Annotated in this window: 12 protein-coding genes; 6 read left to right on the top strand and 6 right to left on the bottom strand. The window is 68.7% G+C overall.

The window, feature by feature from the left end; translation table 11 throughout:
* Window positions 1-60: 60 nt before the first annotated feature.
* Entirely contained in the window at window positions 61-894 is an 834-nt protein-coding gene (locus ACFE65_RS05155; RefSeq protein ID WP_375381273.1) for a sterol desaturase family protein, read from the bottom strand.
* A gap of 50 nt (window positions 895-944) precedes the next feature.
* The gene (locus ACFE65_RS05150) at window positions 945-1,505 is read right to left on the bottom strand and encodes a YqgE/AlgH family protein (protein ID WP_375381272.1); all 561 of its coding nucleotides are present in this window, start codon (window positions 1,503-1,505) and stop codon (window positions 945-947) included.
* Window positions 1,506-1,619: 114 nt separating this feature from the next.
* Here ACFE65_RS05150 and ACFE65_RS05145 point away from each other — a divergent pair, with 114 nt between their 5' ends.
* The 3 genes from ACFE65_RS05145 to ACFE65_RS05135 all read left to right on the top strand — a co-directional run bounded on the left by ACFE65_RS05145 (window position 1,620) and on the right by ACFE65_RS05135 (window position 4,262).
* Entirely contained in the window at window positions 1,620-2,099 is a 480-nt protein-coding gene (locus ACFE65_RS05145) for a peroxiredoxin (protein WP_375381271.1), read from the top strand.
* A 97-nt stretch (window positions 2,100-2,196) separates the two neighbouring features.
* Window positions 2,197-3,648, top strand: a complete 1,452-nt coding sequence (locus ACFE65_RS05140; protein ID WP_375381270.1) for an AMP nucleosidase — start codon at window positions 2,197-2,199, stop codon at window positions 3,646-3,648.
* 86 nt (window positions 3,649-3,734) lie between these two features.
* A complete protein-coding gene (locus ACFE65_RS05135; RefSeq protein WP_375381269.1) occupies window positions 3,735-4,262 on the top strand; it encodes a hypothetical protein in 528 nt (175 codons plus the stop codon).
* A 15-nt stretch (window positions 4,263-4,277) separates the two neighbouring features.
* Here the strand turns inward: ACFE65_RS05135 and ACFE65_RS05130 are convergent, their stop codons facing one another.
* From ACFE65_RS05130 to ACFE65_RS05115, 4 genes are read right to left on the bottom strand one after another with little or no spacing between them, the layout of a single operon-like run.
* On the bottom strand, window positions 4,278-5,039 hold the full coding sequence (locus ACFE65_RS05130; protein ID WP_375381268.1) for an alpha/beta fold hydrolase: 762 nt from the start codon (window positions 5,037-5,039) through the stop codon (window positions 4,278-4,280).
* A 26-nt stretch (window positions 5,040-5,065) separates the two neighbouring features.
* Entirely contained in the window at window positions 5,066-5,509 is a 444-nt protein-coding gene (locus tag ACFE65_RS05125) for a hypothetical protein (RefSeq protein ID WP_375381267.1), read from the bottom strand.
* Window positions 5,509-6,537, bottom strand: a complete 1,029-nt coding sequence (locus tag ACFE65_RS05120; RefSeq protein ID WP_375381266.1) for an aspartate-semialdehyde dehydrogenase — start codon at window positions 6,535-6,537, stop codon at window positions 5,509-5,511. The genes ACFE65_RS05125 and ACFE65_RS05120 overlap by 1 nt, the downstream gene beginning before the upstream one ends.
* A 56-nt stretch (window positions 6,538-6,593) precedes the next feature.
* A complete protein-coding gene (locus ACFE65_RS05115; RefSeq protein WP_375381311.1) occupies window positions 6,594-8,834 on the bottom strand; it encodes a DPP IV N-terminal domain-containing protein in 2,241 nt (746 codons plus the stop codon).
* Between the two features lie 389 nt (window positions 8,835-9,223).
* On the opposite strand from ACFE65_RS05115, the gene ACFE65_RS05110 reads away from it, so the two are divergent.
* From ACFE65_RS05110 to ACFE65_RS05100, 3 genes are read left to right on the top strand one after another with little or no spacing between them, the layout of a single operon-like run.
* A complete protein-coding gene (locus ACFE65_RS05110; RefSeq protein WP_375381265.1) occupies window positions 9,224-10,435 on the top strand; it encodes an efflux RND transporter periplasmic adaptor subunit in 1,212 nt (403 codons plus the stop codon).
* Window positions 10,436-10,441: 6 nt separating this feature from the next.
* Window positions 10,442-13,750, top strand: a complete 3,309-nt coding sequence (locus ACFE65_RS05105) for a multidrug efflux RND transporter permease subunit (RefSeq protein WP_375381264.1) — start codon at window positions 10,442-10,444, stop codon at window positions 13,748-13,750.
* A complete protein-coding gene (locus tag ACFE65_RS05100; protein WP_375381263.1) occupies window positions 13,750-15,342 on the top strand; it encodes an efflux transporter outer membrane subunit in 1,593 nt (530 codons plus the stop codon). Before ACFE65_RS05105 ends, ACFE65_RS05100 begins: the two co-directional genes overlap by 1 nt.
* Window positions 15,343-15,372 lie beyond the last annotated feature (30 nt).

Below are 15,372 nucleotides of genomic sequence, written 5' to 3'. Positions count from 1 at the left end.
TTGATGGCGTGCGCCCTACCGGTTCCAGGTTTCGCATGCAAATATAAAGATGTCTTTATATCATGCGGCGGGAACAGTCCGCCGAGCGACGACCGGATCCTGCTCGACGGCCGCCGTGTAATCGGCGGGCAGCATCACCCAGTCGCGTAGCGTCGCAGGCTGACCGACTTCGGCGATGCCGGTCTCCGGCCACTCGTCCTTCGCGGGCATCCAGGCCGTGCCGAACAGACGATCCCAGATCGTCGTCATCGCACCGAAATTATAGTCGAAATGCCGGTGCTCGACCGAATGGTGGATGCGGTGGAACCGGTTGTCCACGAGCAGCCAGCGAAGCGGCCCCAGGTGAAGCGTCGTCGACGAGTGGATGAAGGCCGCCTGCAGCTGAAGCAGGATGATCACGATCGGCATCGCGACGGTGAGGTCCGCGGCGATCAGGCTCGACGGGATCGCGATCAGGGCGATCTGGAACAACGGCTCGCTGATATGGTGAAAGGCGTTCACTGCCGAAAGTTCAGTGATCGAGTGATGCACCGCATGATATTTCCACAGCCAGCGATGCTGCGCGCGATGACACCAGTAGAAGAAGAAGTCGTACACGATCGATCCCAGCAGAGGCGCGATCACGCAGGCCAGCGGACCGGCCCACGCGGCCCTCGTCGGCAGCAGGACGATCGGCTGGATGCCGAGGCTTCGCCATAACAGGTGGAACAGCGCGACCGCGGTCGCATTGGCCGACAGCCATAACGTCCAGAACATCACGCCCGCCAGGCGGCCGGATACCGGGTAGCGATCGCGGGGAAGCGTCAGCTCCACTGCCGTCATGATCGACAGGCTGAAACACCAGGCGATGGCCGTCGCGCGCAGGACGGCGGAAAGGTGGATCAGGGTATCCATGACGTCCAGATAATCGGGGTCACCTTGCCAACTGCTAAATGCGGCTCGGGCTAGGCCGTCCCGGTGAATGCCGCCAGCAGCCGGCAGTCGATCCCGGCCGAGGCGAAGCCCTGCTCCCAGCGGCCGTCCGCGGGCACGTCGAACAGCAGGCCCGCGTCGCCGCGTACGTTGAGCCAGCCGTGGCGCGTCATCTCGCCGTCCAGCTGCCCCGCGCCCCAGCCGGCATAGCCGAGCGCCACCGCCCAGCGGCTCGGCCCCGACCCGCCGGCAATCGCGCTCAGGATGTCGAGCGTGGCCGACATCGCCCACCGGCCTGCGACGTCCACCGTGTCCTGCCCGCCCCAATCGGTGGAGTGCAGGACGAAGCCGCGCCGCGGTTCCATCGGCCCGCCGAGATGGACGGGCGCGTCCGGGGCGGTGCCCAGGTCGATGTCGAGCTGGCCGAGCAGGTCGTGGAGCCCCAGGCCCGGAAGCGTGCTGCCCAGCCCGATCCCGAGCGCGCCGTCCTCGTCATGGCTGCACATCGCGATCACCGCACGATCGAAGCGCGGGTCGCCGATGCCGGGCATCGCGAGGAGGAACTGGCCGGTCAGGAAGTTGCTGGTCTCCATTCGTCGCCATCCTAGGCGGCGGGCGGCGGTGTCGCCATGCTTGAAATCAGTCGCCGCGCTTGCGAGGTGGAGCGCGGCCGCGCATCCACAGCGCGACAGCCAGGAGACCTCCCGATGACGATCAGCACCGGCCAGCGCGTGCCCACCACCACCCTCACCAAGGTGACCGCCGACGGTCCCGACCAGGTGAGCTCGGACGATTTCTTCGCGGGCCGCACCGTCGCGCTGTTCGCGGTGCCCGGCGCCTATACGCCCACCTGCTCGGCGCGCCACCTGCCGAGCTACATCGACAAGGCGGGCGAGCTGAAGGCGAAGGGCGTGGACGAGATCGCCTGCACCTCCGTCAACGACCCGTTCGTGATGGCCGCCTGGGCCAAGTCGACGGGCGCGGACGCAATCACGATGCTGGCGGACGGCAACGGCGATTTCGCGACTGCGCTGGGTCTGACGATGGACGGATCGAAGTTCGGCCTCGGCCAGCGCAGCCAGCGGTATGCGATGCTGGTGAAGGACGGCGTGATCGAGCAGCTGAACGTCGAGGAGCCGGGCCAATATTCGGTGAGCTCGGCCGAGCATCTCCTCGATCAGATCTGACCCGATCCCGCCTGCCCGCCCTTCCGCCCGTCGCAGTGTGGGCCGGCGGGCGGCACCGGTCTTGCCAGCGTCATACCCGCGCCGTAGCCACCCCGGCATGACCCAAGCCGCCGACATCGTCGCCAAGCTGGACCGTCTGTACCGCGCCTCGGTCGATCGGCTCCAGCAAGCACTCACCGCCTATATCCGCGACGGCTCCCCGCCCGATCCGGAGACACGGCGCGACGGATCGTTCGCCTATCCCGAGATCCGCCTGACGTATCGCGGCGACCCGTCGGAGGGCGGCGCGGTGCGCGCGACGCCGATGCGTTCGTTCGGCCGGCTGTCGATCCCGGGCGATTATCGGATCAGCGTGACCAAGCCCGCGCTGTTCGCCGACTATCTGACCGAACAGCTGACGCTGCTGATCGAGGATTACGACGTCACCGTCGAGGCGGCGGCGGGGCGGCAGGAAATCCCCTTCCCCTATGTGCTCGATCCCGGCCATGCGCTGAGCCTCGACGAGGTGTCGGCGTCGGAGATCGCGCGCTTCTTCCCGGCGACCGAGCTCGCGCATATCGGCGACGAGATCGCGGACGGGCTCTGGCAATCGTCGGAGGCGGAGCGGCCGCTCGCGCTGTTCGACGGGCTGCGCACCGACTTCAGCCTCGCGCGCCTGCGGCATTACACCGGCACCCCGCCCGAGCATTGCCAGAGATACGTGCTGTTCACCAACTACCATCGCTACGTCGACGAGTTCGTCCGCTGGGGTGCGTCGCAATTGGGTGAGGGAAGTCGGTTCACCGCGCTGTCGGGCGCGGGCGGGGTGGTGATCGATGACGGAGCCGACGTCGAGCGGCTGGTGACGGACAGCGCATGGCGGCGGCATCAGATGCCGGCCTATCACCTGATCGCGCCCGACCGCACCGGCATCACGCTGGTCAACATCGGCGTCGGCCCGTCCAACGCCAAGACGATCTGCGACCATCTCGCGGTGCTGCGCCCGGAGGCGTGGATGATGATCGGGCATTGCGGAGGGTTGCGGCCCTCGCAACGCATCGGCGACTATGTCCTCGCCCACGCGTATCTGCGCGACGATCATGTGCTGGACGACGTGCTGCCGCCCGAGATCCCGGTGCCGGCGATTGCGGAGGTGCAGCAGGCGCTCGCGCGCGCCGCCGCCACTATCTCGGGCCAGTCGGGGGACGAGCTCAAGCGTCGGCTGCGCACCGGCACGATCGTGACGACCGACGACCGCAATTGGGAGCTGCGCTATTCGCAGTCCGCGCTGCGCTTCTCGCTGTCGCGCGCGGTCGGCATCGACATGGAGTCGGCGACGATCGCCGCGCAGGGCTATCGCTTCCGCGTGCCGTACGGGACGCTGCTCTGCGTGTCGGACAAGCCGTTGCACGGCGAGCTCAAACTCCCCGGCCAGGCCAACCGCTTCTACGAGCGCGCGATCGCCGAGCATATGAAGATCGGCATCGAGACGTGCGAGGAGCTGCGACGCGAAGGCCCCAAGCTCCACAGCCGCAAGCTGCGCGCGTTCGACGAGCCGCCGTTCCGGTAGCGCCAGGCGGGAATCGTTGCGGCAGGGAAACCAAGTGGCGGCGATGCGTTGATTGACGACCCGTCCCTACTGCACAGGAACCGATCATGGCCGACGACACGCCCGACGCCCCTGCCGCCGAGACCGCGCCCGCTCCAGCGCCGACCCGTCGCCGCGTGGGCCGTCCGGCCGCCGTCAAGCCCGAGGGCGCCGCTCCCAAGCCGGCGCGCAAGCCGCGTGCGGTGAAGTCGACGATCGCCAAGGCCGAGGAGGCCGTCGTCGACGCCGCCAGCAAGCCCGCCGCGGCGGTCGCGGGCGCGGCGAGGTCCGCGGCCAAGGCGGTGAAGCCCCGCGCCGCCAAGCGCGCCACGCCCCCGACCGGCGGCAAGGGTCGCGGCAAGAAGACGCCGGCCAAGTCGGGCCGGAGCTGGGGCTCCGTCGCGATCGCCGGTGGGCTGGCCGCCGCCGGTGCGGCCGCGACCGCCGCCGTCTTCGCGCTCCGGGGCAGCACGCCCAAGCCGAAGGAGCCGCCGGTGGCGCCCGACGTCAAGGCGCACCAGCCGGACGGGACCGACTCGACCAAGTCGTTCGGCGCCGGGATCGCCGACGAAAGCACGATCCCCGAGGAAGCCTGAGGACGGACCCGCCGGTCACCCCGCGAGGAAGTCCGCGATCGCCTCCCCCAGTTCGGGGCGTGTGACCGCGCTCATGTGGTTGCCGGGCACCTCGGTGTAACGCGCGTGCGGCAGCGCGTCGGCGAGCGCAGCGGCCGAGCCGTTGTCGTGATCCGTTGCGCCGTTGACGACCAGCGCGGGCTCGTCGAACGCCTCGATCACGGCTCGGGGCGTTGCCACGAAGGTGTCGAGGATGGCGAGCAGCGCGACCGGATCGCCGCCGGTCGTCTTCAGGAACGCCTCCGTCATCCACGCCGGCGAGCCGCGCTCGTGCCGGCCAAGGTTGGTCAGCACATGGCGGAAATGACCCGCGCGCCGCGCGACGTCGGTCAACCCGTCCAGCCCCATGCCGGAGAACACGACGCGGCGCGGCGCGGCGCCGGTCGCCAGCATCCGGCAGACGGTGCGCGCGCCGAGCGAGTAGCCGCCGAGGTCATAATCGGTCAGGCCGAGGTGGCGCATGAGCGCGTGCCCGTCGCCCGCGAGCACGTCGGGCGGATAGCGCGCCGGGTCATGCGGCTTGTCGCTGCTTCCGTGCGCGCGCAGGTCCGGCATCACGACGCGAAAGCCCCTGGCCGCGATGGCCGCGGCATGACCGAACCTGATCCAGTTCGTCCGCGCGTCGGACAGATAGCCGTGGATCAGGACGACGGCCCTCCCCTCGCCCACCTCGTGCCAGGCGAGCCGGGTGCCGTCATCGGCAGCGAAATAGTGCGGTTCGATCGAAGCGGGTGTCATGTCTGTCGATCCTCGGCTGGGCGGCCCTAGCGCCGGTATGTGCTCGACGTCGTCATCACCACGCGCCAGTCGCCGTCGGTCCGTCGCAACCAGTTGTTGAGACTCGCCTCGCCCAGATGCGCCTCGATCATCGCGCGGTCGCCGCTCACCAACGGCCCGCGAAAGTCGACGCACCCGGCCCCGCCGCCGACCGGAACGCCGCCCACCGACGCGCCCTTCAGCCCGCCGCCGCCGTGGAACTCGGCGGCGTACAGCGGCCCGAACCCCGGCGGCGCGGGCGGATCGTAGCGGCCGGCCTCCGCCGCCGGCCGCCACGGCGCGATGGTCCGCTGGACGCACAGGTGCCGGCCGGGATCGGTGCTCGCCATGTCGGTCAGCGCCGCCGCGGCGATCGCCGGTATCTCGTTGCGGGGATTGGGCGAGCAGCCCGCGACCAGCATGACGCCGGTCAGCAGGGCGGCCCGCCGCATCACGCCGCCTTCTGCAGGTGCCGCCGGCCGAGCAGCTCGGCGATCTGCACCGCGTTGAGCGCCGCGCCCTTGCGGAGGTTGTCGGACACGCACCACAGCGACAGGCCGTTCTCAACGGTCGGGTCCTCGCGCACCCGGCTGACGAAGGTCGCGAACTCGCCGACGCATTCGACAGGCGTAATGTAGCCGCCGTCCTCGCGCCGGTCGATCAGCATCACGCCCGGCGCCTCGCGCAGGATCGCCTGCGCGCGGTTGGCGCTGATCTCGTCCTCGAACTCGATGTTGATCGCCTCCGAATGGCCGACGAACACGGGCACGCGGACGCAGGTCGCGCTGATCTTGATCTTGGGATCGAGGATCTTCTTGGTCTCGACCACCATCTTCCATTCCTCCTTCGTCGACCCGTCGTCGAGGAAGCTGTCGATGTGCGGGATGACGTTGAAGGCGATCTGCTTGGTGAACAGCCGCGGCTCGGCGGGATCGCCGACGAAGATGTTGCGGCTCTGCTCGAACAGCTCGTCCATCCCCGCCTTGCCCGCGCCCGACACGGACTGATAGGTCGCGACCACCACCCGCTTGATCCGCGCGACGTCGTGCAGCGGCTTCAACGCGACGACCATCTGCGCGGTCGAGCAATTGGGGTTGGCGATGATGTTGCGCCGCTTGTAGCCGTCGATCGCTTCGGGGTTCACCTCCGGCACGACCAGCGGCACGTCCGGGTCCATGCGGTAGAGCGACGAGTTGTCGATCACCGTGCAGCCGGCGGCCGCGAACCTGGGGGCATAGACCTTGGTCGCCTCCGACCCGATCGCGAACAGCGCCATGTCATAGCCGGCGGGATCGAAATGCTCGATGTTCCTGACGGTGAACTGACGGTCGGTGTCGCCATAGTCCACCACCTCGCCGATCGAGCGCGACGACGCGACGCAGGCGATCTCGTCGGCGGGAAACTCGCGCTCGGCGAGGATGTTGAGCATCTCGCGCCCGACGTTGCCCGTCGCGCCCGCGACCACGATCCGGTAACCCATCGATCAATCCTTTCACGGACGTCTGCAGCGCGCCCGCCGTTCGAGGCCGGATAGCCTTACTTGGCCGGCTTGTCCTTCACTTCCCGATCGAGGAAGTTGAGGATCGTGCCCCACAGATGCTCGCTGATCCCCGGCCCGCGCACCGCGTGCGTGTAGCCCGGGTAGAACATCATCTCGAACGGCCGGTCCGCCGCCTGCAGCTTCGCGGCGAGAGCGGTGGAGTTCTCGAACACGACATTGTCGTCGCTCATGCCATGGACCAGCAGCATCGGGTCGGCGATCGCGGTCGCGTCCGTCAGCGCGTCGGACTTGAGGTAGGCGGCGGCGTCCGTCTTCGGGCTGCCCATATAGCGTTCGGTATAGTGGGTGTCGTACAGTTCCCACCGGGTCACCGGCGCGCCCGACACGCCGGCGGCATAGACGTGCGGGTTCGCCGCCAGCATCTTGAGCGTCATGTAGCCGCCGTAGGACCAGCCATAGATCGCGATGCGATCGGGATCGACGAACGGCAGCGACTTCACATACTCGGCGCCCTTCAACTGGTCCGCGACCTCGACGCTGCCCATCGCGCGATAGATCTTGTCCTCGAACGCCTTGCCGCGGTTGAACGAGCCGCGGTTGTCGATCTGGAAGAACACCCAGCCCTGGCTGACCAGATATTGCGGCAGCGCGCCCTGCCAGCCGCGCGTCACCTGCTGGCCGGTGCCGGGGCCGCCGTAGTGCTGGAAGAACACCGGGTAGCGCTTGCCCGGCACGGCCGGCGGCGCGATCATCTCCCAATACAGCGTCGTGCCGTCATCGGCCTTCAGCGTCCCGAACTGCGTCCGCTGGTGCTGGGCGACATAGGGGTAATAGGGGTGCCCGGGCACCAGCGCGTTCTCGTTGATCCACGCCAGCCGCTTGCCGGCCGTGTCGGCGAGATATTGCTGCGGCGGCTGGCCGGGGTTGGAGCGGCTGACGATCAGGCGCGTGGCGGCCACGTCCATCGTGGCGCCGTTCGTCCAGCCGCGCTCGGTCAGCCGGGTGACCTGCGCCGGATGCGCGATGTCGAGCAAATAGAGCTGGTTCTCCAGCACGTCGTCCTTCGTGCCGGTGAAGTACAGCCGCCCCGCCTTCTCGTCGACGCCGACGAGGTCGGTCACCACCCAAGGCCCATGCGTCAGCTGCGTCCACTTGCCCTTGCTGAAGCGATAGAGGTGCCGATAGCCGTCGCGCTCCGAGCTCCAGATCAGGTCGCCGTTCGGCATCGCGTGATAGGCGTCGGACAGGTTGAGCCAGCTGCGGTCGCCGGACTTCTCGGTGAACCAGACCGTCGACTTGCCCGTGTCGGGATCGACGCGCAGCATGTCGAGCCGCTTCTGGTCGCGCGTCTCGCGCTGCACCAGCAGCGTCTTGCCGTCTGGCGTCCAGTCGACGCGGGCGAGGTAGATGTCGGGATCGGCGCCGAGATCCACCTTCACCTGGCCCGACCCGTCGATCCGGGTGACGTACAGCTCCACCGTCACGTTGGGGGTGCCGGCGGCGGGATAGCGCTGGTCGTACACCTTGGTGCCGTTCGCGCCGATTGCGGCCCGGGTGACGACGCCGACCGGCGCCTCGTCGAAGCGTTCGACCGCGATCCGGCTCTCGTCGGGCGCCCACCAATAGCCGGTGTCGCGGTGCATCTCCTCCTGCGCGACGAACTCGGCCTCGCCCCAGTGGATCGTTCCGCCGCCGCGCTGCGTCACCGCCCTCGCCTCGCCGCTCCCGGCTCCACTGGCGCTCAGCGGCTGGATCATCAGGTTCTGGCCGCGCACGAAGCTGACGAAGCCGCTCCGCGGGCTGATCGCCGGGTTCAACTGGCCGCCGGGCATAGTGGTCAGCCGGCGCACGCCACCGCTGACGTCGGCGAGGTACAGGTCGCCATCGAGCGGCACCAGGATCGCGCTGCCGTCGGGCGCCCAGTCATAGCCGACGATGCCGCGCTGGCCGCCGATGCGCGTGCGCTCGCGCTGCATCTTCTCCGCCTCCGACAGTTCCGCGCCCGAGCCGACCTTCTTGGAATCGACCAGCAGCCGCGCGACGCCGGTGCGCGTGTCGGTCGCCCACAGATCGAACCGCTCCTTCTCGTCCGCCCGGTTGCGCAGCGACGTCAGCAGCGCGCCGTCGGGCGACAGCTTCAGCGCGCGCGGCTGCGGTCCCGACAGCTCGGGGTTGGCGAAGACGCGGGCGAGCGTCAGCGCTCCGGCGGGGCGAGCCGCCTCCGCTGCCGGTGTCGCGGGCGCGGCCGGCGTCTGGACGGGCGGGTCAGCGGCCATCGCGGCCCCCGCCACCGACCCGGGCGTCCCCAACCCGGGCGTCGCCCATGCCGACGTCGACCCCGCCAGCGCCACCATGATCCCGGCCACCCATGTCCGCATCCCGCCACCTTCATATGCCGCCGACGAACGCTGGCGCGCCGCTATCGCGCGGGCGAAGGGGCACGTAAAGGCCGACGCGCTCCGGTGAGTCTTCAACGCCTGGATCAGCCTCCCTCGGTCGATTCGGCTTCGCACCTGCACGAAGCGGCGCTAAGGGGGCAGCGTTTCCGGTCCGGTCATCGCTGGCCCGGGTGACGTTCGGCTTTCTGGCAGATCGGGCGACCTTGCTGAGTGAACCAATCCGGCGCCGCGGCGCGCCATCCTCGAGCGGTGCGGCACTGGTCGGCGTGGCCCTGTTGGCCTCTGCGCTCGCCGGCTGCAGCAGCAGCAGCGGTAGCGGCGATGGGGCCGGCGGTGGTGGGGGCAAGGGTAAGCAGGGTGGACCGGGCGCCCACGGCCCGACGCAGGTCGGCTATGTCGTCGTCCAAGCCAGCAGCGTGGCACTCGATACGGAACTCGCCGGGCGTACCGTGGCCTACCAGAGTTCGGACGTACGGCCGCAGGTATCCGGCCTCGTCCAGAAGCGGTACTTCGTCGAGGGATCGATCGTCCATGCGGGGCAGCCGCTCTATCAGATCGATCCCAGCCTCTATCGCGCGTCGGTGAACCAGGCGAACGCAAACCTCGCAAGCGCGCAGGCGAATGCGGAGGCCACGCGCCTCCAGGCCGATCGCTACAAGCCGCTGGCCGACATCGAGGCGGTGTCGAAGCAGGATTACACCAACGCGCTCGCCACCGCGCGCCAGGGCGGCGCAGCGGTCCTCCAGAACCGGGCGGCGCTCGAGACGGCACGGATCAACCTGCGCTACACCACCGTTCCCGCGCCCATCACCGGCCGGATCGGCCGATCGCTGTTCACGGTCGGCGCGCTGGTGACGACGAGCCAGACCGATCCGCTGACGACGATCCAGCAGCTCGACCCGATCTATGTCGACATCCAGGAGTCCGCTTCCAGCCTCCTGGCGCTCCGCCGCGCGCTGTCGAAGGACGACGGCATCGTGCCGACCCGCGCGGTGGTTCGGCTGAAGCTCGACGACGGCAGCGACTATGGCCAGACCGGCAGCGTCGAGTTCTCGGAGGTCGTGGTCGACCAGTCCACCGGCACGGTGACGCTGCGCGCGCGCTTCCCCAATCCGCAGGGCGTCCTGCTGCCCGGCATGTTCGTGCGCGCGAACTTCGCCCAGGCGACCGACCAGAACGCCATCAAGGTGCCGGAGCCGGCGATCACGCGCGATCCGCAGGGCGCCGCGACGCTGTACCTCGTCGGCGCGAACAACCACGCGATCCAGCGCACCGTCACCGCGGATCGTACCGACGGCCCCTTCTGGGTCGTGACGAGCGGGCTGAAGCCGGGAGACAAGGTGATCACGCAAGGGCTCGCGACGCTGAAGCCCAACCAGGCGATCCGCCCGGTGCCGGACAACACGCCCCAGAAGATCGCGCCACCCAAGAAGGGCGACAAGAGCGCCAGCGGCAGTGGCGCGGCGAAGGCGGGCTGACGCCGGATGATCTCCCGCATCTTCATCGATCGTCCGATCTTCGCTTGGGTGCTCGCCATCGTCGTGATGATGGCCGGCATCGGCGGCATCCTGGGCCTGCCGATCGCGCAATATCCCGACGTCGCGCCGCCGCAGGTGACGATCCAGGCCACCTATCCGGGCGCCAGTGCCACCACGCTGCAGAACGCGGTGACGCAGGTGGTGGAGCAGACGCTGACCGGCATCGACGGGCTGCTGTACTTCCAATCCTCGTCCTCCAGTCGCGGACAGGTGACGATCACCGTCACCTTCGTGAAGGGCACGAACCCCGACATCGCGCAGGTTCAGGTGCAGAACCAAGTGCAGCAGTCGCTGTCGCGCCTGCCGCAGCAGGTCCAGTCCCAGGGGCTGATCGTGCGCAAGTCCAACCCGGACTTCCTGCTGATCGCCCTTGTCTATGATTCGACGAACAAGGCGACCTCCGGGGACGTGTCCGACGTGCTGACGTCGACGATCCAGGATCCGCTTGGCCGCATCAAGGGCGTCGGCAACACCAACGTGTTCGGCTCCGAATACGGCATGCGGATCTGGCTCGATCCCAACAAGCTCAACGCGTTCCAGTTGATGCCGAGCGACGTCAACACCGCGATCACGGCGCAGAACACCGACGTCTCGGCCGGTGAGATCGGCGCGCAGCCGACCGGGCCCGCCCAGTATCTCGATGCGACCGTGACCGCGCAGTCGCGGCTGCAGACGCCCGCGCAGTTCGGCGACATCGTCCTGAAAACGTTGCCGACCGGCGCGACCGTGCGGATCCGCGACGTCGCCCGCGTTCAGCTCGGGCCGGAGGATTATTCCACCGAAAGCCTGGTCAACCGGCATCCGGGAGCGGGCATCGCGGTGCTGCTGTCACCGGGAGCGGACGCGCTGGCGACCGCGAAGCTCGTGAAGGCGCAGATCGCGACGCTCGCCAAGGGTTTCCCCGACGGCTACAAGGTCGCTTACGCCAACGATTCCACCGACTTCATCAAGCTGTCGATCGTGGAGGTGGTGAAGACGTTGATCGAGGCGATCATCCTCGTCGTCATCGTCATGTTCGTGTTCCTGCAGAGCTGGCGCGCGACCCTGATCCCCGCGATCGCCGTCCCGGTGGTGCTGCTGGGCACGTTCGCGATCTTCTATCTCGCGGGTTTTTCGATCAACACGCTGACCTTGTTCGGTTTGGTGCTCGCGATCGGCCTGTTGGTCGACGACGCGATCGTGGTCGTCGAGAACGTCGAACGGCTGATGGAGGAGAACCCGGACATGAGTCCGCGCGACGCCACGATCGCCTCGATGGAGGAGATCACGATCGCGCTGATCGCGATCGCGCTGGTGCTCTCCGCGGTGTTCCTGCCGATGGCGTTCTTCGGCGGATCGACGGGCGTCATCTATCGCCAGTTCTCGCTGACGATCGTGTCGGCGATGGTCCTGTCGGTGCTCGTCGCGCTGATCCTGTCGCCGGCGCTGACCACCACGCTGCTGAAGCAGAAGAAGAAGGGCGACGACGGCGATCCCGTCGAGGACAGCGGGTTCGCGCGGAGGCTGCCGCGCGTCGCGCATGTCGTCGCCCTCGCCCGCGACAAGTTCAACAACGGGTTCGAGGCGGCGGGCGACAGATACCAGCGCGGCGTGCGCGTCGTGATCGCCCGGCGGTGGCTGTTCCTGCTCATTTACGCCGGCGTCGTGGCGCTGTTGGCGATCCTGTTCCTGCGCCTTCCCACCGGCTTCCTGCCGACGGAGGATCAGGGGATCGTGCTGGTGCAATTCCAGCTTCCAGCCGGTGCCACGCTCAACCGGACGAAAGCGGTACGCGACTCGATCGAAGACTATCTTAGCCAATACGAAGGCCGAAACACCCAGACCCTGTTTTCCGCCGTCGGCCGGGCCTTCGGCGGCGTTCCCGGCGGCCAGAATACCGGCCTCGCCTACATCGCGCTATCGGACTTCGACAAGCGCGAGAGCAAGGCGAACGGCGCGGACGCGATCACTGCGCGCGCGTCGAGCGCGTTCCGCGGCGTGCGCGACGCGCAGGTCTATGCGCTGATCCCGCCTTCGATCCGCGGTCTTGGCCAATCCAACGGCTTCACGATGGAGCTGCAGAACACCAGCACGATGAGCCAGGCGAAGTTCGAGGCCGCGCGGGATGCACTGCAGGCCAAGGCGCTCGCCGATCCGCTGCTCGTCGGCGTCCGCATCACCGAGCTGCCCGACACGCCGACCCTGAAGGTCGACGCCGATCCGCAGCGGCTCGCGGTGCTCGGCTTGACGCAGGCGAACGTCAGCACGACACTCTCGACCGCATGGGGCGGCACCTACGTCAACGACTTCATCGATCGTGGCCGGGTGAAACGCGTGTACGTCCAGGGCGATGCGCCGTACCGCTCGGACCCGACGAACCTCGACCAATGGTATGTGCGCGGATCGACCGGCGCGATGACGCCGTTCCCCGCCTTCTCCTCGTCGAGCTGGGGTCAGGCGCCGGTCAGCCTGTCTCGCTTCAATGCCCAGCCTTCCTACGAGTTTCAGGGTTCGGCCGCACCCGGGCAGAGTTCGGGCCAGGCGATGGAGGAGATGCAGAAGCTTGCCGGCCAGATACCCGGCACCAGCGTCGCCTGGGCGGGCCTGTCGTTCCAGGAGCGGCTGTCCTCGGGTCAGGCGCCGATCCTCTACGGCCTGTCGCTGACGGTCGTCTTCCTGTGCCTGGCGGCGCTGTACGAAAGCTGGTCGATCCCGTTCGCCGTGCTGCTGGTCATCCCGCTCGGGCTTGTGGGCGCCGTGCTCGCGGTGACGCTGCGCGGCCTCATCAACGACGTGTATCTGCAGATCGGGCTGCTCACCACGATGGGCCTCGCCGCCAAGAACGCGATCCTGATGATCGAGTTCGCCGAGCAAGCGGAACGCGGGGGCAAGAGCCCGATGGACGCCGCAATGGAAGCGGCCAAGATCAGGCTCCGACCGATCCTGATGACGTCGTTCGCGTTCATCCTGGGCGTGTTGCCGCTCGCCATCTCGACGGGTGCCGGCGCGAACAGCCGCGTCGCGATCGGCACCGCGGTGATCGGCGGGATGCTGACGGCCACGTTCCTGGCGATCTTCTATATCCCGTTCTTCTTCGTGCTCGTCCGAGCCGGCCTGCGCGATCCGACGGGAAGCCGTCACGGCAAGCCTCGCGGCGGCACCGACGATCATAGCGACGGCAAGGACAGCGGCAAGCCGAGGGGCGGACCCGGCGACCAGCCGCTCCTGACGGGTCCCGGCGACACGCCGCTGCTGCCGGCGCCGGAGCCCGCCTGATGCGTCGCCTGCTGCCGTGCCTGCTCGCCCTTTCGGCGCTGGCGGGCTGCTCGTTCGATCCGCATTACGTGCGGCCCGACCTGCCGGTGCCGCCGTCGTGGCCGGTCGGGGATGCGTATCTGCGGCAGACCGAGGCGGCGCTGCCCAGCGTCAGCTATCGCGACGTGTTCCGCGATCCGCGGTTGCAGGCGATCATCGGCGAGGCGCTGGCGAACAACCGCGACCTGCGCGTGGCGCTCGCCAACATCGTCGCGGCGCGCGCGCAATACCGCATCCAGCGCGCGGACCTGTTTCCGGAGATCGACGCCTCGGCGCGATATTCCCGGTCCGGCTACGGTAACGGTAACGGAGCGGTCGCCTCCTCCGGTACGGGAACGAGCACCGGAACCACCGGCACCGGAACCACAGGAACTGGCACCGGCACGACAGGAACGGGCAGCGGCACGACCGGAACCACGGGGACGACGGGTAGCGGCGGTTCCAGCTCGGTCGACTCGGTCAGCCCTACCGGCAATACTTTCTCGCTGGGCCTTGCCTCGACCGCGTTCGAGATCGATCTGTTCGGTCGCGTCCGCTCGCTCAGCCGCGCGGCGCAGGATCGTTATTTTGCGCAGGAGGCCGCAGCGCGCGCGACCCGGCTGACGCTGGTGGCCGAGATCGCGACCGACTGGCTGCAATATGCGGCCGACCGCAGCCTGCTGACGATCGCGCAGCAGACGGTGCAGAGCGCGGGCAAGACGGTGCAGCTGACCCAGGCACGGCTGACCGGCGGGATCGCGCCGCGCAGCGACCTGACGCAGGCGATCACCGTGCTGGCGACCGCCCAGTCCGATTTCGCCAGCCAGACGACGCTGGTGGCGCAGGACGTCAACGCGCTGCAACTGCTGGTCGGCGCGCCGGTCGATCCGGCGCTGCTGCCGCATAGCCTGGACGAAGCGGCGGCGACGGTCGTGCCGCTGCCCGCGGGGGTGGATTCGTCGGTGCTGCTGCGGCGCCCGGACGTTGTGGAGGCGGAATATTCGCTGCGGGCCACCAATGCCCAGATCGGCGCGGCGCGGGCGCAACTGTTCCCCACCGTGTCGATCACCTCGATCGCCGGGTTCGCCAGCACCGCTTTCTCGTCGCTCTTCACGGCCGGCGCGTTCAGCTATTCGGCGGCGCCGTCGGTCACCTATCCGATCTTCCAGGCGGGCGCGGCGCGGGCCAACGTCACCTATTCCAAGGCGGAACGCGACGTGGCGCTCGCCACGTACGAGCACACGATCCAGACTGCGTTCCGCGAGGTCGGCGATGCGCTCGCCCGGCGCGGCACGATCGCGGATCAGGTCGCGGCGCAGACGCGCAACCTGGCTGCCGCCGCGGACACGCTGACGCTGGCGAGCGCGCGCTACACCGGCGGCGTCGACACGTTCCTCAACACGCTCATCGCGCAACGCACCTATTATACGACGCAGCAGACGTTCGTGGAGACCGAGTTGACCGCGGCGGACAATCTGGTGACGCTCTACCAGGTGCTCGGCGGCGACTCGACGCTCGATGCGCCCGCGAGTGGCCCGACCGTCGTTCCCGAGCAGCGGCTGCCGACGCGCTGACCGGGTTGCCGGCGGCGTCTACGCGCGCCG

The sequence above is a fragment of the uncultured Sphingomonas sp. genome (genome assembly GCF_964237335.1).
Taxonomy (GTDB): domain Bacteria; phylum Pseudomonadota; class Alphaproteobacteria; order Sphingomonadales; family Sphingomonadaceae; genus Sphingomonas.
This window is presented reverse-complemented; position numbering and strand designations above follow the sequence as displayed.